Source organism: Polymorphobacter sp., assembly GCF_048007885.1.
GTDB lineage: Bacteria > Pseudomonadota > Alphaproteobacteria > Sphingomonadales > Sphingomonadaceae > Sandarakinorhabdus.
This window is the reverse complement of the sequence record NZ_CP180346.1, coordinates 1,526,493-1,549,786: the sequence shown is the minus strand read 5'-3', so window position 1 is coordinate 1,549,786 and position 23,294 is coordinate 1,526,493. Positions and strand designations below refer to the sequence as shown.

22 protein-coding genes and 1 tRNA gene are annotated in these 23,294 nt (G+C 66.6%); 15 read left to right on the top strand and 8 right to left on the bottom strand.

Going from position 1 to position 23,294, the window contains the following annotated elements:
- The first annotated feature begins 92 nt into the window (after window positions 1–92).
- A complete protein-coding gene (locus ACMVO5_RS07285) occupies window positions 93–416 on the top strand; it encodes an FYDLN acid domain-containing protein (RefSeq protein ID WP_416909329.1) in 324 nt (107 codons plus the stop codon).
- 97 nt (window positions 417–513) lie between these two features.
- Window positions 514–589, top strand: a tRNA-Ala gene (locus ACMVO5_RS07280).
- A 34-nt stretch (window positions 590–623) separates the two neighbouring features.
- Here ACMVO5_RS07280 and ACMVO5_RS07275 read toward each other — a convergent pair.
- The 4 genes from ACMVO5_RS07275 to ACMVO5_RS07260 are packed head-to-tail and all read right to left on the bottom strand — an operon-like array spanning window position 624 to window position 4,890.
- A complete protein-coding gene (locus ACMVO5_RS07275) occupies window positions 624–1,748 on the bottom strand; it encodes a glycosyltransferase (RefSeq protein ID WP_416906861.1) in 1,125 nt (374 codons plus the stop codon).
- The gene (locus ACMVO5_RS07270; protein WP_416906860.1) at window positions 1,745–3,166 is read right to left on the bottom strand and encodes a hypothetical protein; all 1,422 of its coding nucleotides are present in this window, start codon (window positions 3,164–3,166) and stop codon (window positions 1,745–1,747) included. The genes ACMVO5_RS07275 and ACMVO5_RS07270 overlap by 4 nt, the downstream gene beginning before the upstream one ends.
- 6 nt (window positions 3,167–3,172) lie before the next feature.
- Window positions 3,173–3,988, bottom strand: a complete 816-nt coding sequence (locus ACMVO5_RS07265; protein ID WP_416906859.1) for a glycosyltransferase family 2 protein — start codon at window positions 3,986–3,988, stop codon at window positions 3,173–3,175.
- The gene (locus tag ACMVO5_RS07260; RefSeq protein ID WP_416906858.1) at window positions 3,985–4,890 is read right to left on the bottom strand and encodes a hypothetical protein; all 906 of its coding nucleotides are present in this window, start codon (window positions 4,888–4,890) and stop codon (window positions 3,985–3,987) included. Before ACMVO5_RS07260 ends, ACMVO5_RS07265 begins: the two co-directional genes overlap by 4 nt.
- 115 nt (window positions 4,891–5,005) lie before the next feature.
- On the opposite strand from ACMVO5_RS07260, the gene ACMVO5_RS07255 reads away from it, so the two are divergent.
- From ACMVO5_RS07255 to ACMVO5_RS07235, 5 genes are all read left to right on the top strand, one after another.
- The gene (locus tag ACMVO5_RS07255) at window positions 5,006–6,586 is read left to right on the top strand and encodes an O-antigen ligase family protein (RefSeq protein ID WP_416906857.1); all 1,581 of its coding nucleotides are present in this window, start codon (window positions 5,006–5,008) and stop codon (window positions 6,584–6,586) included.
- Complete coding sequence (locus ACMVO5_RS07250; RefSeq protein ID WP_416906856.1) at window positions 6,586–7,017, top strand: acyl-CoA thioesterase; 432 nt, start codon at window positions 6,586–6,588, stop codon at window positions 7,015–7,017. Before ACMVO5_RS07255 ends, ACMVO5_RS07250 begins: the two co-directional genes overlap by 1 nt.
- Window positions 7,014–7,724 carry a class I SAM-dependent methyltransferase gene (locus tag ACMVO5_RS07245; RefSeq protein ID WP_416906855.1) on the top strand — a complete coding sequence of 237 codons (711 nt, stop codon included), beginning with the start codon at window positions 7,014–7,016 and terminating at the stop codon, window positions 7,722–7,724. Before ACMVO5_RS07250 ends, ACMVO5_RS07245 begins: the two co-directional genes overlap by 4 nt.
- A 9-nt stretch (window positions 7,725–7,733) precedes the next feature.
- Complete coding sequence (gene guaA / locus ACMVO5_RS07240) at window positions 7,734–9,290, top strand: glutamine-hydrolyzing GMP synthase (RefSeq protein ID WP_416906854.1); 1,557 nt, start codon at window positions 7,734–7,736, stop codon at window positions 9,288–9,290.
- Window positions 9,291–9,368: 78 nt separating this feature from the next.
- A complete protein-coding gene (locus tag ACMVO5_RS07235) occupies window positions 9,369–10,577 on the top strand; it encodes an acyl-CoA dehydrogenase (RefSeq protein WP_416906853.1) in 1,209 nt (402 codons plus the stop codon).
- Here ACMVO5_RS07235 and ACMVO5_RS07230 read toward each other — a convergent pair.
- The gene (locus tag ACMVO5_RS07230; RefSeq protein WP_416906852.1) at window positions 10,574–12,088 is read right to left on the bottom strand and encodes an aldehyde dehydrogenase family protein; all 1,515 of its coding nucleotides are present in this window, start codon (window positions 12,086–12,088) and stop codon (window positions 10,574–10,576) included. The two genes, ACMVO5_RS07235 and ACMVO5_RS07230, sit on opposite strands and share 4 nt — an antisense overlap.
- Window positions 12,085–12,972 (bottom strand): isocitrate lyase/PEP mutase family protein, encoded by an 888-nt coding sequence (locus ACMVO5_RS07225; protein ID WP_416906851.1) that lies wholly within the window; start codon window positions 12,970–12,972, stop codon window positions 12,085–12,087. The genes ACMVO5_RS07230 and ACMVO5_RS07225 overlap by 4 nt, the downstream gene beginning before the upstream one ends.
- Before the next feature lie 147 nt (window positions 12,973–13,119).
- On the opposite strand from ACMVO5_RS07225, the gene leuC reads away from it, so the two are divergent.
- The 5 genes from leuC to ACMVO5_RS07200 are packed head-to-tail and all read left to right on the top strand — an operon-like array spanning window position 13,120 to window position 18,094.
- Window positions 13,120–14,508: a 3-isopropylmalate dehydratase large subunit gene (gene leuC, locus ACMVO5_RS07220; protein WP_416906850.1), complete on the top strand. Its 1,389-nt coding sequence runs from the start codon at window positions 13,120–13,122 to the stop codon at window positions 14,506–14,508.
- Window positions 14,505–15,083 (top strand): 3-isopropylmalate dehydratase small subunit, encoded by a 579-nt coding sequence (leuD, locus tag ACMVO5_RS07215; protein WP_416906849.1) that lies wholly within the window; start codon window positions 14,505–14,507, stop codon window positions 15,081–15,083. The genes leuC and leuD overlap by 4 nt, the downstream gene beginning before the upstream one ends.
- A gap of 14 nt (window positions 15,084–15,097) precedes the next feature.
- Complete coding sequence (hisD, locus tag ACMVO5_RS07210) at window positions 15,098–16,414, top strand: histidinol dehydrogenase (protein WP_416906848.1); 1,317 nt, start codon at window positions 15,098–15,100, stop codon at window positions 16,412–16,414.
- Entirely contained in the window at window positions 16,411–17,175 is a 765-nt protein-coding gene (locus ACMVO5_RS07205) for an SDR family NAD(P)-dependent oxidoreductase (RefSeq protein WP_416909328.1), read from the top strand. Before hisD ends, ACMVO5_RS07205 begins: the two co-directional genes overlap by 4 nt.
- Before the next feature lie 4 nt (window positions 17,176–17,179).
- The gene (locus tag ACMVO5_RS07200; RefSeq protein ID WP_416906847.1) at window positions 17,180–18,094 is read left to right on the top strand and encodes a 3-hydroxyacyl-CoA dehydrogenase; all 915 of its coding nucleotides are present in this window, start codon (window positions 17,180–17,182) and stop codon (window positions 18,092–18,094) included.
- On the opposite strand, the gene ACMVO5_RS07195 is transcribed toward ACMVO5_RS07200, so the two are convergent.
- A complete protein-coding gene (locus ACMVO5_RS07195; protein ID WP_416906846.1) occupies window positions 18,075–19,934 on the bottom strand; it encodes an amidohydrolase in 1,860 nt (619 codons plus the stop codon). The genes ACMVO5_RS07200 and ACMVO5_RS07195 overlap by 20 nt on opposite strands.
- A 161-nt stretch (window positions 19,935–20,095) precedes the next feature.
- On the opposite strand from ACMVO5_RS07195, the gene ACMVO5_RS07190 reads away from it, so the two are divergent.
- Window positions 20,096–20,419: an ArsC/Spx/MgsR family protein gene (locus ACMVO5_RS07190; protein ID WP_416906845.1), complete on the top strand. Its 324-nt coding sequence runs from the start codon at window positions 20,096–20,098 to the stop codon at window positions 20,417–20,419.
- On the opposite strand, the gene ACMVO5_RS07185 is transcribed toward ACMVO5_RS07190, so the two are convergent.
- Window positions 20,382–21,497, bottom strand: a complete 1,116-nt coding sequence (locus ACMVO5_RS07185) for an acyltransferase family protein (RefSeq protein ID WP_416906844.1) — start codon at window positions 21,495–21,497, stop codon at window positions 20,382–20,384. The two genes, ACMVO5_RS07190 and ACMVO5_RS07185, sit on opposite strands and share 38 nt — an antisense overlap.
- Before the next feature lie 100 nt (window positions 21,498–21,597).
- On the opposite strand from ACMVO5_RS07185, the gene panB reads away from it, so the two are divergent.
- Window positions 21,598–22,449 (top strand): 3-methyl-2-oxobutanoate hydroxymethyltransferase, encoded by an 852-nt coding sequence (gene panB / locus ACMVO5_RS07180; RefSeq protein ID WP_416906843.1) that lies wholly within the window; start codon window positions 21,598–21,600, stop codon window positions 22,447–22,449.
- A 72-nt stretch (window positions 22,450–22,521) separates the two neighbouring features.
- A complete protein-coding gene (locus ACMVO5_RS07175) occupies window positions 22,522–23,292 on the top strand; it encodes a tetratricopeptide repeat protein (RefSeq protein ID WP_416906842.1) in 771 nt (256 codons plus the stop codon).
- Window positions 23,293–23,294 lie beyond the last annotated feature (2 nt).

Here is a 23,294-nt window from a genome sequence, read left to right as displayed (position 1 = left end):
CCAAGCGCTTTGACAGGGCTTGGCGGCTGTGGCAATGCGCGCGCTTTCCCGGAGCGGCGATCCGCTTTCCGGATGCTGTGCGGAGACAGACATTGGTCAAGGCTGAATGGGGCACCAAGCGTGCCTGCCCGAAGTGCAACACGCGGTTCTATGATCTGGGCAAGGACGAGCCGGTTACCTGCATCAATTGCGGCCACGCCTGGGTGCCGGAGCCCATCCTGAAGTCGAAGCAGACGACGCCGTTCGAACAGGCCAAGCCCGATGGCGACAGCGCGGTTGATAGCAAGGCGGCCGTGGTCGATGACGATCTGGACATCGCCGATGATGAAGATGACGCCGACGCCCCCGATGTCGATCTGGGCGATGATGACGACGATCTGGGCGTCGTGAAAAGCAACGACGAAGAGGAAAGCTGAGGCGGCCGTTTCGGGCCATGTTTTTTTGGCCGAAAGGCTTGCAAGACGCAGCACTTTGGCATAGGCGGCGCTTCCCGGTATCCGCCGAACCTGTTTCGGGGCCTTAGCTCAGCTGGGAGAGCGCTACAATGGCATTGTAGAGGTCAGCGGTTCGATCCCGCTAGGCTCCACCATCTAGACCCCGCGCCCCGCCCGGCGCGGGGTTTTTCATGTCTCGACGAAATCGGGCCGTGACCCGCCGTGCCGCAGCCAATGATAAAAGGCCAGGGTCTGCGCGGCGATTTGCGGCCAGCCGTAACGCGCCGCCACCAGCGCCCGGCCGCGCGCGCCCATGGCGGCCAGTTCGGCGGGCGGCTGGCCAAGCGCGCTGACCAGCGTCTCGGCCAGCGAGTCGACATCAGGCGCACAGTGCCAGCCGGCGCCGGCCAACGGCAGTTCGGCCCAAGGTGTGCCCGTGGTGGTGATGGCCGGCAGGCCGTGCGCCAGCGCCTCGGCCACGGCAATGCCGAAATTCTCGGAGAGCGACGGCAGGATGAAGGCATGTGCGGCTGCAAAGGCGGCGGCCTTGGCGCGGCCCTCGGCCGGCCCTTCGAGCGTGAGGCGCGGCGAGGGGCCAAGCGCTGCGATGAGCGGGGCGAGCGTGGCGGCATGGCCGTCTTCATCAGGGCCGATGATGCGCAAGTGCCAGTCGCCAAGGTCCGGCGTCGCCAGCACCCGGCCCCAGGCGCCGATCAGGGCGGCGAGGTTCTTGACCGGGTGCAGGCGCGACAGGAAGAGCAACGTCAATGGGCCGGACGTCGCGCGCGTGGGGACCGTCTCTGGAATATCGACGCCATTGGGGATGATGGCGATGGGCGGCCGGCGGGTGACAGCGCGAATATGCCCGGCTTCGGGCGGGGCGGCGGCGATGAGGCCGCTGGCACCATCGAGCAGGCGCTGCTGAAACAGCAGCCGGGCCATCTGCTTGCGCCGCTTGCTCCAGGCCAGCGCCCAGGGCGCAAGGGCGCCGTGCGGGCTGATGACCAGCGGGATGTTCGCGCGCGCAGCGGCGGTTCCGGCGGCAAGGTTGGTGGGCAGCCACAGGCCATGATCATGGATGATGTCATGGCCGGGAACCAGCCGGCTGACCGCGCGCGCGCGCGCAAACACCGGGCCAGTGAGTGCGCTCAGGTTGACAAGCGCCCCATCGGGCAGGATCGCAGGCGCCGGGGTCTGTGCGGCGAGGCTCACGTTGGCGCCTGCCCTGGCCTGCGCTTCGGCCAGAGCAACGATGGCGCGTGAAGGCCCGCCATGGGCCGCCGCCAGGCTGTTCACGCTGTGCAGGATCTTCATGCCGGCTGGGCGCGCGCCGGCACCGGCGTCCGGGCTGGCTGAAGCCCGGCGAGCAGCACCATGGCGCCGAGCATGAAGGTCGCCTCGGTATTGATCTGGCTGGTGGCGGCAAGCACGGCGAGCATGGCCAGCGCCAGCGGCGTGGCGGGCGGAACCATGGGCCATAGGTGTCGTGGCCCGCGCGCCGCAAAAACCCGCGACAGGGCAAAGCCGGCGAACAGGGCGGTGCCGACAAGGCCCAGTTCGGAGACAAGCCGCAGCACCATGGTCTTGGCGGAGAAGACCTGGCCCTCGGCATAGGCGGCAAATTCGGGATCGAGATAGGGCGTGGCAAAGAGATGGGCATTGCCCAGCCCGCCGCCGAGCCAGAGACGATCAGGGTTGGCAGCGAGCCAGGCCGAGATGGCGAGGTCGAAATCCTCGACGCCGCCCGTCCCTTCGAGCCGCGCGATGGTGCGCTCGGCGATCAGGTCGAAGACCGGGATGCCGGCGCTCAGCGCCAGCGCCAGCCCCAGCAGCACCGGCGTTGCCAGCGCGGCCAGCGCCGCCATGATCTGGCCAGCGCTGCGCTGCACCGGCACGCGCAGCAGCAGCAGCGCGGGCAGCAAGGTGGCTGTGCCGATGATCCAGACGGCAAGGCCCGCCGTGCTGTAGGTGGCGAGCAGCGACACGGCGAAGAACAGCCACAGCAGGATGAGCCGCCCGCCGCGAACATGGCGGACCGTCAGCATCTGCGCCTGCAACACGATCATGGCCAGCGCCATCACCTGCCCCATGTTGCGCGGCTCATTGGCCAGCGAGTTCATGCGGTAGATGCCAAAGCCTTCGAAATCGAAGCGGCCCTCGCGGCTATAGTCGGCGGCGCCGCCGAGCAGCTGGTTGATGCGACCGATGGGCAGCGGATTGGTGCCGGTGCCATACCAGATGACAAGCTGCGCCCAGCCAATGAGCGCCAGCACGGCGGCCGACCATAGCCAGACACGGCCCAGCCGCTGCACATCCTCGGCGCGGGTGAACAGCATCGGCACGAGGATGATGGGCGCCAGCGCGAAAACGAACAGCATGATCTGGATGACGGCGCGCGCCTGAGGTCCGCGCAGCGCGCTGTTGGCGATGGCGGCATCGGGCAGGCCGGCAATCTGGAAGGCCGAATTGGCAACCGCATAGAGCGCGAAAGCGAGGAACAAGGCGCCCGTGGCCAGCGGCCGGGCGCTGAAGCCGGGGTGCGCAAGCCGCAGCGCCATGACGATGATCAGCGGCGCCATCACCAGCTGATAGCCGGTGACGCGAAGGCCGACATCGACATCGACGCCGGTGTAGGAGGCGAGGCAGAGGGCGGCGAGCAGCGCGGTCTGCGGCGACCGGACAGCCAGCAGCAGCATGGCGACGAACAGGGCGGGCAGAATGATCAGCGCCATGGCGGCTCAGCTGGCAGCAGCGCTGGGCCGGAGCCGCGCGGCCAGGCCTTCGAGCGTGGCGGCCGGATCACGCAGGCGGCGCGCGAGCAGGCGCAGGTGCTGCTCGGCCCTGTCACCGGGGCGGGGGCCGCGGCCAAGCGCCTTGGCGCGGATGCGGGCAAGGTCCTCGGCCATGCGCGCCGCCATCCGCCCGGAGCCGCTGATGGTGTCGCCGTAGAGGCGGAAGGCGCCGAGCTGTTCGGGCACATTTCTGGCTGTCGCGCCAGTGCGTGCCATGTCGATCAACAGCTCCCAATCCCAGCTCGTGCGGTTCTCCGGGTTGAAACCCCCGGCGCGCTCGAAGGCGCGCCGCGTGAAATAATGGCCCTGCTGGACAAAGGTCATGGCGCCGAACGCCGCGTCGCGCAGGTTCAGGCGCGACGAACGCAGCCGGCGCCGAGCCCGGCCTTCGCGGTCGATGAGCAGGCCCCGGCCGAGGATCATATCGGGCGCATCGGCGGCGCCGAAGTGACGGGCAATCGCCGCAAGGCTGCCGGGCAGCGCCATGTCATCGGCGTTGATGTAGCCGAAGACATCGCCGGTGGCGGCGGCAAAGCCCTTGTTGAGACCATCGGCAGGGCCCCTGTCGGGCTCGAGAATCACCCGGGCAAGCCGTGGGCGCCAGCGCGCAAGGATATCGCGGCTGCCGTCGCTGCTGCCGGGGTCGATGACGATATGTTCGAGCCCCGGATAAGCCTGATCATGCAGCGAGGTGAGGGCGGCCTCGAGAAAGGGCGCCTGATTGAACGACAGGGTGACGACCGAGATCCTGACCGGTGTCATGATCGTGTGGATGCGGGCGGACCGAACAGCAGCGCGGTGCCGATGCCGATGCCCGCGCCAAGCACCAGCGCCAGAACGAGGACAAGGCCGGCGCGCGGCGAGGTCGGGCCGGTGGAGGCGGTGGCGGGGCCGAGGCGGCTGGCAGCAAAGGCCGCAGGGTTGCGGGCCAGCATCAGCCGCTGCGCCTCGGCGGCCCTTGTGGCGATCATCGCCTGGCGATGGCCGAGTTCAACTACGGCGCGCAGGCGGGCATCGAGATGGGCGATATTGGCATCTGCGCGGGTCAGCGCGCGGCGACGGGCCCGGGCATCAGCATCTTCATGGATGCGCACAAGCAGCGCCTTGGCGAAGCCCGCATCGGGGTGGGACAGGCGCAGCACGACGACCGGGCTGCGCGGGTCTTCCTCGATGCGCAGGTTGCGCTGGAGCCAATCCTGCAGTCGGGCCGTGTCGGGGGGTGCAGCGGCCGCGATGGCAGCGCCATCATGGCTGAGCAGGCTGGCGGTCAGCCGGTCTGCCAGCGAGGCGCGGGGCGCCCAGCCGCCACCCTGCCATTCATCAGCAAACACGCGCTGCATCACCGCCGGATCGCGGGCCAGCGCGGCTGCGGCGCTGCGGCTGGTCAGGTCGTCAAGGTAAAGGCGAAAGGGCGTTGCTTCATTTTCCAGACCGACCCCGGCCAGCGCCGCCAGGCCTGACAGACCGCCGAGCGCGCCGGCGCGGCCTGCCGAACCGGGGGCAGCGGCGACGCGCAGTTCGGCGGTGTAAACATAATCGGCGGTGCGCAGGAAAAGCACGGCCGCCAGCAATGCAGCCAGCGTGGCGCCGGCGACCAGCAACCAGCGCTGCTGCAAGGCGCGCACGAAGCTCGTCGACAGGTTCGGATCGGGGTCATGCATCACTGCTCTGTCCTTGCACAAAGCGGTGAGCCGGTAAATCTGTGTGAAGCTTGTGGCTTCCATTTGAACTGAAGCCGGCGAGACCGTATTGGATGCCGTGCATGCGGGAAGGATGTTGGTGACACAGACGGCGGTCTTGAGGCCCTATGGCGAGCGCAAGCCGATGGCGATCGGCTGGCGCGTGCTGCTGTTCACAGGCCTTGTATTGGCTGCCACTGTGTACGGTGTGATGTCTGCGGTCCTGCCACTTCGGTGGTTGATGCCGGCAATGGCACCGATCATTCTCATCGCTGCCCTGTGTCTGTGGCTGCTGCCTGATATCGGCGGCTACTATCGGCCGCTGTTCGAAAAGCTGCTGGCATGGAGCATGGTCCTGCACATCCTGTGGCCAGGCTATGTGGCCCTGAATCTCCCGGGCTTGCCCTGGATCGGGCCGCTGCGTTTTGTCATCGCGATGCTTGTCGTCACATTCCTGTTCAATCTGGCAACGTCTGCGGAAGTTCGCCGGCTGGCCCATGAAAGTTCAATGGCCGAGCCCTTTGTGGGGCGGATGTTCTGGATCTTCTGGCTGCTGACCACGGTCACAGTGTTGTTGAGTTCTCGCTTTTCGCTATCGCTCACCAAATATTTGAACAATCAGATTTTCTGGACCATGATGTTCATTCTGGGAGCCATGCTGGCGCGGCGTTCAGGGTTTGTGCGAACGGCGCTGACCTGGACATTTGTGGCGGTATTGCCAACCGCCATCCTGTCGATTTTCGAGTATCGCGCGCAGAAGGTCATCTGGGTCGAGTATCTGCCCTACTGGCTTTGGGGCGACCCCGAACTGGTCGCCGAACTTCTTCAATCCTCGGCGCGGGCTTTCACTGAAGAGTATCGTGTCCGGGGGACCACGCTCGTGGCGCTCTATTATGCCGAATATCTTGCCATGATCTTTCCAGTTGGGCTCTTCCTTCTTTGGAAGGCGCGGGGCATCTGGCGAAAGTCGGCGATGACTGCGGCCCTTATGCTCTTGGTCATCGTCATGTTCCTGACCGGCTCAAGGTCGGCGATGGGTGGGCTGTTGGTGGCAACGGTTGTCTTTGTCTTTCTGGCCGCCTTGTCCCAGCGGGCGCGCAACGAAACATCGCTGGTCGCAATGTCGACATTGGTGGCCTATCCGGCAGCGGTCGTTGTTCTTGGCGTCCTGCTCTTCACCTGGAACCGGCTTCGGGTCATGGTTCTCGGTGGGGGGCAGCATGCGAATTCGGACGGTGCGCGCGATACCCAGTGGTCGATGGGTTTTGAGGAGCTCGCGCGTAATCCCTTCGGCCATGGCACAGCCCAGTCGTCTTATGTGCTCGGATATACCAATCCCGCTGGAGAGGGGACGATCGATACCTATTTCCTATCGGTGATGCTTGATTACGGGGTGCTGGCATTACCGGTTTTTGTATCCATGTTCAGCGTTCCGATCTGGTTGGCTTGGGGAATTTCGCGACGGGTCTGGCAGGATGAAGAGCTGGAATGGATGATCCCGATCGGGATCGGACTCCTCAATTTCGTCATCATCAAGTCGGTCCTGTCGAGCGAATTTAACATGCCATTCGCTTTTGTTCTGCTGGGCCTCGCCGTGGCGCTGGCGGCGCGGATGCGGGCGGAGATTGAGGGGACTGTGACGCTGCCCGCAGACCGTGCGCTGGCGGTGCGAGCCGACTGATGCGCGGCTCTTACCGCGCATGGCGCGATATCCCGACACGATGGCACGACAATGACGTCTACGGTCATGTGAACAACGTCATCTACTATAGCTGGTTCGACACGGCCGTGAACGCCTGGCTGGTCGAGCATGGTCTGCTGGATATCGAGCAGGGTGCGATCATCGGCCTCGTCGTGGAAACGGGATGCCGCTATCATCGACCAGTCAATTTTCCGGAGGTGGTCCAGGCAGGCATCCGAATTGCGCGGCTCGGCAACTCGAGCGTGCGCTGGGAAGTGGGGCTGTTCACTGCCGGTCATGAGGCGCCTGCGGCCGAAGGGCATTTCGTCCATGTTTATGTAGATCGACCCAAGCGGCGGCCCATGCGTGTTCCCGATGCGTGGCGCGCGAAAATGACGTCGCTTGTCCAGAACGTCGATGACGCGCAATGACGGCACCGGGCATCTTTGGCACCTTGTCTGCGCACTTCCGATCGGCTCGGGATATTCGATTGCGGGCGCTGATCATGGCAGAACGAAAGCGGGTATCCGGGCGTTTCAAAATTCTCGATGTCGGCGGACGGGCTGATTACTGGCACAGGGTCGGTATGGATTTTCTGGAATCCCAGGATGCTGACGTCTTGATCGTAAACCATGAGGCGCGCGAACTTGCCGGGACAGCCGACAGCCGCGGCAGGCTGCGGGCGGAAGTGGGCGATGCGCGTGGCCTTGCCTATGCAGACCATAGTTTTGATCTGGTCCACAGCAATTCGGTAATCGAGCATGTCGGCAGCTTCGCGGACAAGTGCGCCTTTGCCAGCGAGGTCCGAAGGCTGGCGCCAGCCTATTATGTACAGACACCATATTACTGGTTTCCCATAGATCCGCATTGGCCGAAAATGCCGCTGTTCCACTGGATGCCCCTTTCCTGGCGGTGGCGCCTGCTCTGCCGCTTCAAGCTGGGTTTCGCCGGACCGCATCGTGAAGTTGGTCACGCCATGGCCGATCTTGAAGCCACTGTGCTGCTCGACTGGGCGCAGATGCGCAGTCTGTTTCCCGATGCCCGTCTTCGGCCGGAGCGGCTGTTTGGCCTGCCCAAGTCCATCATCGCCGAGCGGACCTCATCACGCGCGCTGGACAGGGAAGAGGGGGCGCTTTAGCAGCCTGTCATGCAGACCCCCGATGACACCGTTCTCATCCTCGATTTTGGCAGTCAGGTCACCCAGCTGATCGCGCGCCGGGTGCGGGAGGCCGGCGTCTATTGCGAGATCGTCCCCTTCGCCAAGGGCGATGAGGCTTTCGCCCGGCTGCGGCCCCGGGCGGTCATCCTCTCGGGAAGCCCCGCCTCGGTGACCGATGCGGGTTCGCCGCGGGTGCCCGAGGCCGTGCTGGCGGCCAATGTGCCGATGCTCGGCATCTGCTACGGCGAGCAGGTGCTGTGCGAGCAGACGGGCGGCAAGGTCGGCCTGTCGGGTCACCGCGAATTCGGCCGCGCAGCCGTCGAGATCGTCGATGATTGCGCGCTTTTCGAGGGCGTCTGGGCCAAGGGCGGCCGCCATGAGGTGTGGATGAGCCACGGCGACCGGATCGAAGCGATCCCGCCGGGCTTCCGTGCCGTCGCGGTCAGCGCCGGCGCGCCCTTTGCGGCCATCGCCGATGATGACAGGCGGCGCTACGGGGTCCAGTTCCATCCCGAAGTGGTGCACACGGTCGATGGAGCGGCCCTGCTGACCAACTTCGTCACGCGTGTGGCCGGCATCGCGCCAAACTGGAGCATGGCCGGCTTCCGGGCAGCCAAGATCGAGGAGATCCGGGCGCAGGTGGGCGGCGAAACGGTGATCTGCGGCCTGTCGGGCGGCGTCGATTCAGCGGTCGCGGCGGTGCTCATCCATGAAGCCATTGGTGACCAGCTCACATGTGTGTTCGTCGACCATGGCCTGTTGCGCGCCGGCGAGGCCGAGCAGGTCGTCGGCCTGTTCCGTGAACATTACGGTATCAAGCTGGTGCATGTGGAGGCCGAGGAACGGTTTCTGGCCGGGCTGGCCGGGGTCACTGACCCGGAAGCCAAGCGCAAGTTCATAGGCGGCGCCTTCATCGACGTGTTCGAGGCCGAGGCGAAAAAGATCGGCGGGGCGAAATTCCTCGCGCAGGGCACGCTCTATCCCGATGTCATCGAGAGCGTCTCCTTCACCGGTGGCCCCTCGGTCACCATCAAGAGCCACCACAATGTCGGCGGGCTGCCGGCGCGGATGAACATGGCGCTGGTCGAGCCGCTGCGCGAGCTGTTCAAGGATGAGGTCCGCCGTCTCGGCGTCGAGCTCGGCCTGCCCCAGGCCTTTGTCGGCCGGCATCCCTTTCCGGGGCCGGGTCTCGCCATCCGCATTCCCGGCGAAGTGACCAAGGACGCGTGTGACACGCTGCGCCAGGCGGATGCCATCTATCTCGACGAGATCAGGAAGGCGGGGCTTTATGACGAGATCTGGCAGGCCTTTGCCGTGCTTCTGCCGGTCCGGACGGTCGGCGTGATGGGCGATGGCCGCACCTATGAGCGCGTCTGTGGCCTGCGCGCGGTGACGTCGGTCGATGGCATGACCGCCGATGTCTATCCCTTCGAAAGCGCCTTTCTGAGCCGGGTGGCGACGCGCATCGTCAATGAGGTGAAGGGCATCAACCGGGTGGTCTATGACTATACGTCAAAGCCCCCCGGCACGATCGAGTGGGAGTAGGCCCCGCCGGGCTGTCGAAAAGCCTATCGTGACAAAGCGGCGAGGGGGCATATGCTGCCGGCTTGAAGGAGCCTTGCGATGAACGTCCAGACCGCCATTCCCGCCACCGCCGCTTCAAGCTGGCCGCGCTTTGACTGGGAAGACCCGCTGCATCTCGCGGCCCAGCTCACCGACGAGGAGCGGATGATCCAGCAGAGCGCGCGCAGCTTCTGCGATGCGGAGCTGATGCCGGCGGTGAAGCTCGTCAATCGGCACGAGGCGTTCGACCCTGATCTGATGAAGAAGTTTGGTGCCGCCGGGCTGCTCGGCGCGACGATCAAGGGCTATGGCTGCGCGGGAGCGAACTATGTCAGCTACGGCCTGATCGCCCGCGAGGTCGAGCGGGTGGACAGCGCCTATCGTTCGGCGATGAGCGTCCAGTCGAGCCTCGTCATGTACCCCATCCATGCCTATGGCACCGAGGCGCAGCGCGAGAAGTGGCTGCCTGGGCTGGCCAGCGGCGAGCTGGTCGGCTGCTTCGGCCTGACCGAGCCCGATGCCGGCTCCGACCCCGGCGGCATGAAGACCCGCGCCCGCGCCGTCCCCGGCGGCTACACGCTGTCAGGCGCCAAGATGTGGATCACAAACTCGCCCATCGCCGATGTCGCCGTGGTCTGGGCCAAATGCGATGACGAGAAGATCCGCGGCTTTCTGGTCGAGCGCGGCGACATCGGCTTTTCCACCCCCAAGATCGAAGGCAAGTTCGCGCTGCGCGCCGGCATCACCGGCGAGATCGTGCTCGCCGATGTGCATCTGCCCGCTGACCGGCTGTTGCCCGGTGTCGACGGCCTGAAGGGCCCGTTCGGCTGCCTCAACAATGCGCGCTACGGCATCGGCTGGGGCGCGATGGGGGCAGCCGAGTTCTGCTGGCATGCCGCGCGGCGCTATGTGCTCGACCGGGAACAGTTCGGCCGCCCGCTGGCCGCCACCCAGCTCATCCAGAAGAAGCTTGCCGACATGCAGACCGAGATCACGCTTGGCCTCAGCATCGCGCTGCAGGCCGGTCGCCTGATGGATGAACACCGGCTCGCACCCGAAGCCATCTCGCTTCTGAAGCGCAACAATTGCGGCAAGGCGCTGGCGATTGCGCGCGAGGCGCGCGACATGCACGGCGGCAACGGGATTTCGGATGAGTATCACGTTATCCGTCACGTCATGAACCTCGAGGCGGTGAACACCTATGAGGGCACGCATGACGTGCATGCCCTCATCCTCGGCCGCGCCCAGACCGGGCTGGTCGCCTTCTAGCTGCCCACCCCCAGCTTCGGCAGGGTCAGCGGCGCGTTGGGGATGAGCGTACTTTTCTCCTCGGTGAACAGCTCGATCGAGCCGGGCAAGCCGTCGCGCCCGATGCCCGACTGCTTGTAGCCACCAAAGGGTGCGCGCAGATCGCGGGCCATCGGCGTGTTGACCCAGATGGTGCCGGCGCGCAGCTGGCGGCGCGCGCGCATCACGGTGGGCAGGTCATCGGCCCAGATATAGGCCGCCAGCCCGAATTCGGACTGGTTGGCCCGCGCAATGGCATCCTCCAGGTCATCAACCCGCTGGATCACCGCGAACGGACCAAACAGCTCCTGCTGGCACAGCTCGGTCATATTGTCGTGCGTCTCGACCACGGTCGGCGCGAAACAATAGCCGGCCTCAAAGCCGGGTGCCGCGCGCGCGCCGGTTAGCACCTTGTAGGCCGGGTCAGTTTGCGCGGTCCCAGCAAAGGCGAGCAGCCGGTCATAATGCGCCTTGAATGCCATCGGCCCGATCTCGGTGTGCGCGTCAAAGGGGTCGCCGATGCGCAACTTGGCGGCGCGCGCGGTGAAGGCCTCGATGAAGCGGTCGGCGATGGGCGCATCGACGAGGATGCGCGAGCCGGCCAGGCATTGCTCGCCATTGCCGGCGAAAATCGCCATCAGCGAGCCATCAACGGCGCGCTCAATGTCGGCCGAGCGGTGGATGATGTTGGCTGATTTGCCGCCAAGCTCAAGCCCGACCTTCTTCAGGCTGGCGGCCGCATCGGTCATGATCCGACGCCCGGTCGCGGTGCCGCCAATGAAGCCGATGGCATCGATATCGGGGTGCTGCACCAGCGCCCGGCCGATGCCGGCTCCGGGTCCGCAGGCGACCTGCACCACACCCTCGGGCACGCCCGCCTGATGGATCAGCTCGACCATGCGCAACACCGCAAGCGGCGCATATTCGGACGGCTTGACGATCACCGAATTGCCCAGCGCAAGGGCGGCCGCCAGCTTCATCGAGGACAAGATGAGCGGCGCGTTCCAGGGTGCGATGAGCAGCGCCGTGCCGACAGGCTCACGGGTCACAATGGCGAGATAGGCCCCCGATTGCTCATAGCTTTCGCCCGAAAGCGAGGCGAGCATATCAGCAAAGAAGCCGAAATTCTCGGCCGTGCGCGGCACATGCATGCCGCGCGCTTGCGCCAGCGGGATCGAGGTTTCGAGCGTCTGCAGATGCGCCAGCTCCTCGGCGTGTTCGAGGATCAGCGCGCCGATGCGGCGCATCACGCTGGCCCGGCCGGCTGCCGGCATCACGCGCCACGGGCCGGTCTCAAAGGCGTCGCGGGCGCGGGCGGCAAGCGCATCTGCGGCGCCTGGGTCGGTATGCGGCACAAAGGCAAAGGGCGTCTCTGTCGCTGCATAAATCAGCGTCTGACCGTCCGCGCCGCCGCTGGCGGCTGCCGGCACGGCCGGGCTGGGCAAGGTGACGCGAACATCGGTCGCGGGGCTGGGGATGGCGATCTGCGTCATGCGTTCTTGCCATAAACATGCGCAAAGCGCGCATCAAAGGCATAGACATCGTCAAAGCCGATCAGCTGGCAGAACTCATCGAAGGAATAGAGCGGCACATCGCCATGCAGGCTGGTGCCGGTTTCCTTCAGCCGGGTCAGCGCCCGCTCGGACGCCGCCGCCGACGCCAGCGCGGTCATTGCCGGAAAGATCGCGCCGCCATAGCCGATCTCGGCCAGGCGGGCGGCGGGCAGGATGCGGGTCGAGCCGCCATCGGCCATGTTGGCCAGTGCCGGTGCCGGCAGGCGGGCGGCGACATAGGCCATCTCCTCCTCATCGGCCAGCGCCTCGGGAAACAGCATTTCCGCGCCCGCCTTGGCATAGGCTTCGAGCCGGCGCAGCATGGCGTCGGTCCCTTCCGACTGTTTGGCATCCGAGCGCGCGATGATCACCGGGCCATCGGGGCCGGAGCGGCTTTCGCACGCCACCGTGATCCGCGCCACCATCTCCTCGGTCGAGACCAGCCGCTTGCCCTTGGTATGGCCGCAGCGCTTGGGAAACTCCTGATCCTCCAGCTGGATGGCCGCCACCCCGGCCTTCTCATAGCCGCGCATGGTCTGGCGCACATTGAGCAGCCCGCCATAGCCGGTGTCGGCATCGGCAATGATCGCCATCGGGCTGGTCACCTCGACCAGCGTGCCGACGCGCTCGACCATCTGCGAATAGGTGGCGATGCCAGCGTCGGGCAGGCCGAATGCCGAGGCCACGAGCCAATAGCCGCTGCCATAGCCGAACCGAAAGCCGATGCGGGCGGCCAGCTTCGCCGTGATCATGTCGTGCATGCCCGGCGCCACGAAGAATTGTTTTTCGGCAAGCGCTTGCCGCAGGGTCGAGGCTGGATTCACGGGACGGCTCCGGGTCAAGTTGCAGGGTCGGATGCTGCCTAACGGCTGCGCTCAGTCCGTTCGAGGCGGCCGGCAACTCTGTCCGGCTGACGGTAATCTCCGGCACGGTTGCTGCGGGCTTGGCCATGCGCGTTATCGCCCGTGGCGATGGCTCGAACACTCTACCAAAAGCTCTGGGATGATCATGTCGTGGCGGAGCGCGCCGATGGCACGACGCTGCTCTACATCGACCGGCATCTCGCCCATGAGGTGAGCACGCCGCAATCCTTCGAGATCTTGCGCACGCGCGGTCGCACGGTGCGGCGGCCGCAAACGCATGTCGCCGTGCCCGACCATGCCGTCTCGACCCGAAGCCGCAGCCTCGGCGGCGGCGAGGCGCGGGCGCTGATCGCGCGGCTCTACGACAATGCCGAGGCGTTCGGCCTGCCGCTGATCCGGCTGGGCGACCCGCGTCAGGGCATCGTCCATGTCATCGGGCCGGAGCTGGGCTTCACCCAGCCGGGGCTGACCATCGCCTGCGGCGACAGCCACACCTCGACGCACGGCGCCTTTGGTGCGCTCGCCTTCGGCATCGGCGCCAGCGAGTGCGGCACGGTGATGGCCACCCAATGCCTCATCCAGCGCCGCGCCAAAACGATGGCGGTCGAAATCAATGGCGCGCTGTCACCCTGGGTTTCGGCCAAGGATGTCGCGCTGGCGGTGATCGCCGCACTCGGGCCGGGCGGCGCGGCGGGTCATGCCGTCGAATATCGCGGCCCCGTGGTGGCGGCGATGTCGATGGAAGCGCGCATGACGCTGTGCAACATGACCATCGAGGCCGGCGCCCGCATCGGGCTGGTGGCGCCCGACCAGACCACCTTTGATTATCTCGCCGGCCGGCCCATGGTGCCGCAAGGCGAGGCGCTGGCCGCCGCGCTCGCGCATTGGCACACGCTGGCCAGCGACCCCGATGCGAAGTTCGACCGCACGGTCACCCTCGACGGCGATGCGCTGGCCCCCTTCGTGTCATGGGGCACGACGCCATCCGAAGCCGCGCCCATCACCGGCCATGTGCCCGAGACGGCAGATGACAGCGCCCGGCTAGAGCGCGTCTGCGCCTATATGGGGCTGAAGCCCGGCCAGCCGCTTGCCACCATCGCCATCGATCAGGTGTTCATCGGCTCGTGCACCAATGGCCGCATCGAGGATCTGCGCGCCGCCGCCGCTGTGGCGCGCGGGCGGCGCGTGGCCGAAGGCGTACGCGCCATGGTGGTGCCGGGCTCGGCAGCCGTGCGCCGGCAGGCCGAGGCCGAGGGACTGGACCGGATCTTTGTTGACGCCGGCTATGAATGGCGCGAGGCCGGCTGCTCCATGTGTGTGGCGATCAACGATGACCGGCTGGCGCCGGGCCAGCGCTGCGCCGCCACCTCCAACCGCAATTTCGAAGGCCGCCAGGGGCAGGGCGCGCGCACCCATCTGATGAGCCCGGCGATGGCCGCCGCCGCTGCCGCGACCGGCCGGCTGACCGATGTGCGCACGATGGAGACGTTGTCATGAGTGCCGGCCTGTCACGCATCACCTCGCCCGCCGGGGTCCTGCTCGAAGATGCCGTCGATACCGATGTCATCTTCCCCGCGCGCTTTCTGCTGCGCATGGACAAGACGGGGCTTGGCGAATGCCTGTTCGCCGACCGCGGGCTTCAGAGCCAGCTGCGCGCAGACGACGGTGCGCCGCTTGCCATCCTGCTGGCCGGTGCCCAGTTCGGCTGCGGGTCGAGCCGCGAACATGCCGTCTGGTCGCTTTTCGATTTCGGTATCCGGGTGGTCATCGCGCCCAGCTTTGGCGAGATCTTCGCCAACAATGCCGCGCGCGGCGGGCTGGCGGCCATCCGCCTGCCCCGCGCGCAGGTGGCGGCGCTGGCCAGGAGCCACGGTCCGCTGACCGTCGACCTGCTCGCCCGGCGCATCACCACGGCGGCCGGCGACGGCTTTGCCTTCGAGATGGATGAGGGCGACCGTCAGGCGCTGATCAACGGCTGGGACGAGATCGACATGATCGACGCCGCACATGCGCAGGACATCACGGATTTCGAACGCGCCTATCTGGCGCGGCGCCCCTGGCTGGCAGACTGAGAGAGGGACACGGCATGGCAGAATGGTTGAAGCGCGGTGAGGCCGCAGCAGGACGCGCCGAAGGCGACCGCAAGGTGCGCGAGACGGTGGAGGCAATCCTCGCCGATATCGAGGCGCGCGGTGACGCGGCGGTGCGCGAGCTGTCGGTGAAGTTCGACAATTGGGACCGGGAGAATTACCGGCTGAGCCAGGACGAGATCCAGGCCTGCATCGACCAGCTTTCAGCCCAGGACCTGAAGGACATCGAATTCGCCCAGACACAGGTGCGCAATTTCGCCCGCATCCAGCGCGAGAGCATGCGCGATGTCGAGGTCGAAACGCTGCCCGGCGTCGTGCTTGGGCACCGCAACATTCCGCTGAACAGCGCTGGTTGCTATGTGCCGGGCGGCAAATATCCGCTGCTCGCGTCTGCCCATATGAGCGTCATCACCGCCAAGGTCGCCGGCGTGCCGCGCGTGGTCACCTGCGCCCCGCCGTTCGCTGGCAAACCCGCCCCGGCGATCGTCGCCGCCCAGGCCATGGCCGGCGCCCACGAGATCTGGTGCCTCGGCGGTGTTCAGGCGGTGGCGGCCATGGCGATCGGCACCCAGAGCATGGCGCCTGTCGATATTCTCGTCGGTCCCGGCAATGCCTTTGTGGCGGAGGCCAAGCGGCAGCTCTTCGGGCGCGTCGGCATCGATCTCTTCGCCGGCCCGACCGAGACGCTGGTCATTGCCGATGAGGTGGGCGCGGACGCCGAGCTTTGCGCCACCGACCTGCTCGGCCAGGCCGAACATGGCCCCGACAGCCCGGCCGTGCTGTTGACCACCAACCGCGCGCTGGCCGAGGCGACGATGGCCGAGGTCGAACGGCTGCTCAAGGTCCTGCCCACTGGCGAGGTCGCCGGGCGCGCCTGGCGCAGCTACGGCGAGGTGATCCTCGCTGAAGACGACGCCGAGATGGTGCGCATCGCCGACGAGATTGCCTCCGAGCATGTGCAGGTGATGACCGCAAACCCCGATTTTTTCCTCGAGCACATGACCAACTACGGCGCGCTCTTCCTCGGCGCGCGCACCAACGTCAGCTACGGCGACAAGGTCATCGGCACCAACCACACGCTCCCCACCCGCAAGGCGGCGCGCTACACGGGAGGCCTGTGGGTCGGCAAATTCCTCAAGACCTGCACCTATCAGCGTGTGCTCACCGACGAAGCCAGCACGCTGATCGGCGAATATTGCAGCCGCCTGTGCGCGCTCGAAGGCTTTGCCGGCCACGGCGAACAGGCCAATGTCCGCGTGCGCCGCTATGGCGGGCGCAACGTGCCCTATGCCGGAAAGGCCGAGGCGCGCTGATGCTGCCCGAGACGCCCGGCTTTCGGCTCGATGGCCGGCGGGCGCTGGTCACGGGTGCGGGGCGCGGCATCGGTGCCGCGCTGGCGGCAGCACTCGCCGGGCAGGGGGCTGCCGTCACGCTGGTGGCGCGCAGCCGCGCCGAGATCGAGGCGGTGGCCGCCGAAATCACCGCGCGCGGGCAGCAGGCCGAAGCCGCCGTCCTCGATGTCGCGGATCTGGCTGCGGTGCAGGCCTTTTTCGCCGCCCGGCGCGCCTATCATGTGCTCGTCAACAATGCCGGCACCAACCGGCCCAAATCGATGCTGGAGGTCAGCGAGGCCGATTATGACGCCGTGCTCGATCTCAACCTCAAATCGGCCTTCTTCGTGGCCCAGGCCGCCGCGCGCGCCATGGTGGCGGAAGGGGTCACCGGCTCGATGATCCATATCGGCTCGCAGATGGGGCATGTCGGCGGGCCGAACCGGGCGCTCTACTGCGCCTCCAAATGGGGGCTCGAAGGCATGAGCAAGGCCTTTGCCCTCGACCTCGCGCGCGCCGGCATCCGCTCCAACACCATCGCGCCGACCTTCATCGAAACGCCCATGACCCGTCCCTTTTTCGAGGACAATGCCTTTCTCGAGAGCGTTCTGGCCAAGATCAAGCTCGGCCGTCTGGGCCGCGTCGAAGACCTCATGGGCGCGGTCGTCTACCTCGCCTCCGATGCCTCGGCGCTGGTCACCGGCACCAGCCTCGTCGTTGATGGCGGCTGGACGGCGGATTGAGCCGGTGACGACCCCGATCGACAGCGTGGCGGTGATCGGCGTCGGCAATGTCGGCCGGTCCTGGGCCGTGGTGTTCGCCCGCGCCGGCCTGCGGGTGCGCCTTTGGGACGCTGACCCCGCCGCCATAGCGCGCGCCCAGCCGCTGATCGGCGAAGCGCTTGCAGAGATGCCGACCGCCGCGCTGGCGCGCATCACCGCCCACGCCAGTCTTGCCGAAGCGCTCGCCGGCGCACTCTGGGTACAGGAAAGCGTGGCCGAGCGGCTCGAGGTCAAGCAGGCGCTGTTTGCCGAGATGGACGCACTGGCCGACCCGCAAGCGATCCTCGCCAGCTCGACGTCAGCCATCCCCGGCTCGCAGTTCATGGCGGCGCTGCCGGGTGCTGCGCGCTGTCTGGTCGCGCATCCGGTCAACCCGCCGCATCTCATCCCGCTGGTCGAGCTTTGCGGTACGCCCGCGACCGCCGCCGACACGTTGGCCCGGGCCGATGCCTTGATGGCGGCGGTCGGCCAGAGCCCGGTGCAGCTCGCGCATGAGGTCGAGGGTTTTCTCCTCAACCGGCTGCAATGGGCGCTGATGGGCGAAGCGCTGCACCTTGTTGGCGAAGGCCTGTGCAGCCCCGCCGACATCGACCGGGTGATGACCGACGGGCTGGCGCGGCGCTGGAGCTTCATCGGCCCCTTCATGGTCGCCCATCTCAACGCCAGCGCCGGTGTGCGCGGCTATTACGCCGGGCTGGCGGAAGCCATTGGCCGCGTCCAGGCCAGCTTGCGCACCGATTATCCGCCCAGCCCCGCGCTCGTCGACCGGCTTGCCGAGGCGCTGGAGGCGCAGGTACCGGTCGATGAAATCGCGGCGCGTCAGGCGTGGCGTGACAAGATGTTGCTGGCCCGGCGCGCGCCTAAGGCGCCGACGCGCTGACCATCAGCGCCGTCAGCCGCGTCATGGCGTGGTGCACGGCATGATCGTCAAGCTGCCCGCTCGCCTGCCATCCATGCCCGGCCAGAGCCGTCAGCATCGGCGCGAAATCAACCTGCGAGCGGGCGCTGGCACTGTCCGCCGATGCACCCAGGCGGAAGATGCTGCGCCCGTCCTTGATCGTCTCGGTCACCTTCAGGCTGGCCAGCGTGGTCGGATCGACCGCCGTCGGGTCAGCCGACAGAATGACGAAATCCGCGCGCTTGCCCGGCTCCAGGCTGCCTTTGTCGGCCTCCTCGAAATGCTGATAGGCCGGCCAGATCGTCATCGCCTTCAGCGCGGTGATCACATCGACCCGGTGGTCGGCCCCTACGATCCGGCCTGAGCGTGAGCGGCGGGTGACCGTCGCATCGAGCACCCGCATCGAATCGGGAAAGGCCACTGGCGCATCATGATGGCTGGTGAAGATCATGTCGCGCGCCAGCACCCAGCCGGTCGGCGAGATGTTCATGCCGGCCTCCGGGCCGACGGTGTGATCCAGGTGCCAGTCGCCCCAATAGAAGGTGTGCATAGGAAACAGTGAGGGGATGACACCGAGGCGCTTGTAGCTGTCGAGCTGGTCAGGGCGCAAAAACTGGCCGTGGATCAGCACCGGCCGCAACTCGCGCGCCGCCGGGACCCGCCCTTGCGCCGCGCTGTGCGCCGCAATCAGCAGGTCCGAGGCGCGCTCGCCATTGGCATGCGTCAGGATCTGGACGCCATTGTCGGCGGCCCATTGCACCGCGTCCATCACCTGCTCGGCGGTAACGGCCGGATAGCCCGAATAGCCGTCCGGATAATCGCCGACCGGTTTGAAATAGGGCCGGTCGCGCCAGGCCGTGAAGCCCTGCGGGCTGCCGTCGATGGTCAGCTTGGCGCCGCCGAGGCGCAGCCGGTTGTTGTAGGCGCTGTTGACATTCGCCTTGATGAAATCCCGGTCCACGAGCACATCGGGATAGACCAGTACATCATTTGCAAAACCGCCCTCGGCAGCGACCTGCTGCATCACCGCGAAGACTTGCGGGTTGGCTCGGGCTTCCTGCGCGGTCGTGTAGCCGAAGCGCGCCCAAAGCTTCGCGCCCTCACGCGCAAAGGTCTTCATGCCCTCTGCCCCCAGCCGCCCCATGATGATCGGCGCGACGGTGAACATCGCGGTTTCCTCGAGCACGCCATTGGGTTCCTTGCTGCCGCGCCGCCGCTGGATCACGCCGCCTGCCGGATTCTCGGTGCTCGCGTCAAATTTCAGCAGCGCCAGCATCGCGGAATTGACCGCAGCAAGATGCCCCGACTGGTGAATGAGCACGACCGGCAGCGTGGTCGAGACCGCGTCCAGATCATCGCGCGTCGGGTGGCGCTGCTCGGCCAATTGGGCGTTGTCATAGCCAAAACCGATGATCATGCCGATCTTCTCCACGCTGTCGGCATTGGCCGCCGCCCAGTCGCGCATCGTCGCCTGCAGGCTGGCGATATCCGTCACCTTGCCATCGGGCGGCGCCAGCAGATTGGCCGAGAGCGCCTGCAGCCCGCCGACAAAGATATGGCCATGGGCATCGAAGAAGCCCGGCAGCAGGGTGCGCCCGGCCAGGTCGATCATCTCGGTGTCCGGGCCCTGGTGCGCCATCACCTCGGCCAGCCCGCCCACGGCGAGGATCCGGCCATCGGCCTCGGCGACCGCTTCGGCCCGCATGGCGCTGTCGTTCATGGTCAGGATCGGCCCGCCGCGCCAGATGCGGTCGGCGGTCTGGGCCAGCGCGCCGCCATGGGCAAGAAGAAGGGCGAAGGCAGGCAGCAGGAAACGCATCATCTTTCCCCTTTTCAGACGACAACACTCAACCTGAAGATTGACGCCAATCCGCCAATCGGGCGAGGAGATGGTGCACCCGCGCGCACGGCCGGGCAAGACTGACGCAAAGATGAGAGCAACCCGCAATGCTGACGATCCATGGAATCCCCAATTGCGACACAATGAAGAAGGCGCGCGCCTGGCTGGCCGCAGCCGGGATCGAGGCAAGCTTTCACGATTATCGCAAGGACGGCGTGCCCGAAGCCCTGTCTGACTGGGTGGACGCGCTGGGCTGGGAGGCGCTGCTCAACCGGGCCGGCACGACCTTCCGTAAGCTCGACGAGGCCGACAAGGCCGGTCTTGATGCACCGCGCGCGCTGGCGCTGATGCGGACCCAGCCGGGCATGATCAAGCGCCCGGTTCTTGTCGGCACAGTCAGCGCCGGCGCACCGCTCCTGCTGGTCGGGTTCAAGCCTGAGATTTGGGCGCAGCGGCTGCTTGATTGAGCGCGGCTTGCAGGTCGTCGCCTTTGCGACGCGCGAAGCTGGCCTTGTAGGCAAGCGCCGGCTTCTCCACCAGATGCCATGAGGCCATCGCAAACGGCAGGGCAAGCGCGAAGCCCGCTGCCATGTTGCCCGCCGCCGTCATGCCAATGCCGGTGGCGATGGCGACCTGCTGCGCTGGAAAGGCATAGATGTAGACGCCGTAGCTATAGTCGGGCAGGCGCCCGCTCAGGGCCTTGAGAACAGCCGGCGCGCGCACACCGAAGGCGATGAGCGCATAAGCGCCGGCCAAAGCCACCGCCAGCTGGTCGAAGCCAGTGCCGGCAAACCGCGCGCTCAGGCCCAGTGCAGCGGCGAGCAGAATGACCGCGAGCGCGGCGGACATTGGCAACCGGTCTTGCCAAAGCGCCATCAGAACACCGGCGAAAAAGGAAATCGACAGCCAGCGCAACTCGCCGAGAACCGGGAACATGTCCTGGGGCAGCGCCATGTGCACCGCGATGCCGCCCAGCCAGAGCGCCAGCAGCAGGCGGCGACGATGGACCCAGCCCAGCGCGCCCGTCAGCGCCAGCGCAGCATAGCATTGCACTTCGCGAGAGATGGTCCACAGCGAACCATTGACCAGGTTCGGCTCGGGATTTGTGCTGAACGCCCCGTCGATGAAATAGCCGCCCGTCTGCACAAAGGCGTTGCGGAGCATATAGCCCCACCAGCTCCGATTGGCCTGCGGCGGCACATCGCTGAAGCCCCAGAGGATGATGGCGCTGGTGACAATGAGCATGACCCATAGCCCCGGCAGCAATCGCAGCGCGCGGGCGACGGCAAAGCTGCGCACCCCCCGCCGTTTCAGCCCCGGCACCACCAGAAAACCACTCAATGTGAAGAACAGCAGCACGGCAAGCCTGCTGACTGGAAAGGGAAGAACCGCAAGGCTTGGGTCGGCCTCACGCATGCCCATCAGCGCATAGCTGTGGGAGAAGATCACCGCAGACGCGAGGATAAGCCGCAACACATTGAAAATATTGCCATCAGGCCGCATATCGGCCGCCGAAACCAGCGGATAGGGGCGTTTTGGCTCCATGAACGGTCCATATCGGTTGTCGGAAAGCAGGTAAATGCACCTTGCGGTGGGTTGTGCGCCTCAACTAGCGGGAACCGCCCACAACGGCTATCAGGGCCGCATGTCGACCACCTTCACCCTTGATACCAGCACCTCGCGCGCTCATCCGTTGCCCGAGCCGGTGCGCCGCCTCACCGTGCCCGCCATCGCGCGGCGCAAGGGCGGCGAACCGATCGTGATGCTGACCGCCTATACCGCGCGCATGGCGCAGCTGCTCGACAAGCATTGTGACCTGCTGCTGGTCGGCGACAGTCTGGGGCAGGTGATCTATGGCCTTGATACCACGGTCAAGGTCACGCTCGAGATGATGATTGCCCACGGCGCCGCCGTCGTGCGCGGCAGCTACCGCGCGGTCGTGGTCATCGACCTGCCATTCGGCAGCTATGAAGCCTCGCCCGAACAGGCGTTTGAAACGGCCGCACGCGTGCTCAAGGAAACCGGCGCCGCTGCCGTCAAGCTCGAAGGCGGCGCGGTCATGGCGCCCACGGTCAGCTTCCTCAGCGCTCGCGGCATCCCGGTGATGGCGCATGTCGGCCTCACCCCGCAGGCGGTCAATGCGCTGGGCGGTTACGGCGCCCGCGGCCGCAGCGAAGCCGAGGCCGCGAAGATCCTCGATGATGCCCGCGCGGTGGCGGCCGCCGGCGCCTTTGCGCTGGTCGTGGAAGGCGTCGTCGAGCCGCTGGGCCGGGCGATCACCGAAGCCGTCGCCTGCCCGACCATCGGCATCGGCGCATCCACCCAGTGCGACGGCCAGGTGCTGGTTGTCGATGACATGCTGGGCATGTTCGAACGCGTGCCGCGCTTCGTCGAGCGGTTCGACAATATGGCCGAGCGGATCGACGCCGCCGCCGCCGCCTATGCGGAGGCGGTGCGCGCCCGCCGCTTCCCGACCGAGAAACAGCTTTATTCCTGAGGCGTCATCGGGCATTCAGCCGCTCAGCAATAATCACCCGGCCCATAGATTTGGCCAGAGGAGCCGCTGACCTTGGCGCAACCCCCATCGACACCACCTGCCGGCACCGGCCCCAATCTTGAAGACGCCTTCCTGCGCGAAGTCGACGAGGAAGTGCGGCGCGATCAGCTCGGACAGATCTGGAAACGCTACGGCGTGGTCATCATCGTGCTGGTGCTGGGCCTACTCGGCGGACTGGCCGGCTGGCTGTGGTGGCAGGACCAGCAGCGCCGCACCGCCGGTGCTGCCGGCGAGCAGCTGGCCCGCGCCATCGAGAAGATCGGCGTCGGCGACAATGCGGCGGCGCGGCCGATCATCGCCGAACTTCAGGCCAGCGGCCCACCTGCCCATGCGGCGCTGGCGCGTTTCCTCCAGGCTGCGGATGAAATCGCCGTGGGCGAGGATGAAAAGGGCGCCGCCACATTGCAGGCGATCGCCGATGACGCGACCATCGACCAGCCGCTGCGCGATGCCGCCCAGCTCAAGCTGGTGCGACTGCGGTTCGACGCCATGCCGCCCGAAGAGGTTGTCGCCAAGCTCAAACCACTGTCAGTGCCGGGCAATCCCTGGTTCGGCCTCGCCGGCGAGACAACCGCGCTGGCGCTGATCAAGGCGGGCACGCCCGAGCCTGCGCAGCCCATTCTCATTGCCATCGTCAAGGACGCTGCGATGCCGGCGTCGCTGCGCAACCGCGCCGGCCAGCTGGCGCTGTCGATCGGCGTGGAGGCCGAGGCACTTGGCGTCGGACCTGACGCCGGCAGCGAAACCGAGCCCGCAGCGCCGGCTGTGGAAGGGGCGGAATAGGC

Bases quoted from the DNA above. Each gene is read 5' to 3' on its own strand.
- ACMVO5_RS07275 (WP_416906861.1), bottom strand. From the start codon at position 1,748: ATGAAGATCCTGCACAGCGTGAACAGCCTGGCGGCGGCCCATGGCGGG.
- ACMVO5_RS07270 (WP_416906860.1), bottom strand. From the start codon at position 3,166: ATGGCGCTGATCATTCTGCCCGCCCTGTTCGTCGCCATGCTGCTGCTG.
- ACMVO5_RS07265 (WP_416906859.1), bottom strand. From the start codon at position 3,988: ATGACACCGGTCAGGATCTCGGTCGTCACCCTGTCGTTCAATCAGGCG.
- ACMVO5_RS07250 (WP_416906856.1), top strand. From the start codon at position 6,586: ATGCGCGGCTCTTACCGCGCATGGCGCGATATCCCGACACGATGGCAC.
- ACMVO5_RS07245 (WP_416906855.1), top strand. From the start codon at position 7,014: ATGACGGCACCGGGCATCTTTGGCACCTTGTCTGCGCACTTCCGATCG.
- guaA (WP_416906854.1), top strand. From the start codon at position 7,734: ATGCAGACCCCCGATGACACCGTTCTCATCCTCGATTTTGGCAGTCAG.
- ACMVO5_RS07235 (WP_416906853.1), top strand. From the start codon at position 9,369: ATGAACGTCCAGACCGCCATTCCCGCCACCGCCGCTTCAAGCTGGCCG.
- ACMVO5_RS07230 (WP_416906852.1), bottom strand. From the start codon at position 12,088: ATGACGCAGATCGCCATCCCCAGCCCCGCGACCGATGTTCGCGTCACC.
- leuC (WP_416906850.1), top strand. From the start codon at position 13,120: ATGGCTCGAACACTCTACCAAAAGCTCTGGGATGATCATGTCGTGGCG.
- leuD (WP_416906849.1), top strand. From the start codon at position 14,505: ATGAGTGCCGGCCTGTCACGCATCACCTCGCCCGCCGGGGTCCTGCTC.
- hisD (WP_416906848.1), top strand. From the start codon at position 15,098: ATGGCAGAATGGTTGAAGCGCGGTGAGGCCGCAGCAGGACGCGCCGAA.
- ACMVO5_RS07195 (WP_416906846.1), bottom strand. From the start codon at position 19,934: ATGATGCGTTTCCTGCTGCCTGCCTTCGCCCTTCTTCTTGCCCATGGC.
- ACMVO5_RS07190 (WP_416906845.1), top strand. From the start codon at position 20,096: ATGAAGAAGGCGCGCGCCTGGCTGGCCGCAGCCGGGATCGAGGCAAGC.
- ACMVO5_RS07185 (WP_416906844.1), bottom strand. From the start codon at position 21,497: ATGGAGCCAAAACGCCCCTATCCGCTGGTTTCGGCGGCCGATATGCGG.
- panB (WP_416906843.1), top strand. From the start codon at position 21,598: ATGTCGACCACCTTCACCCTTGATACCAGCACCTCGCGCGCTCATCCG.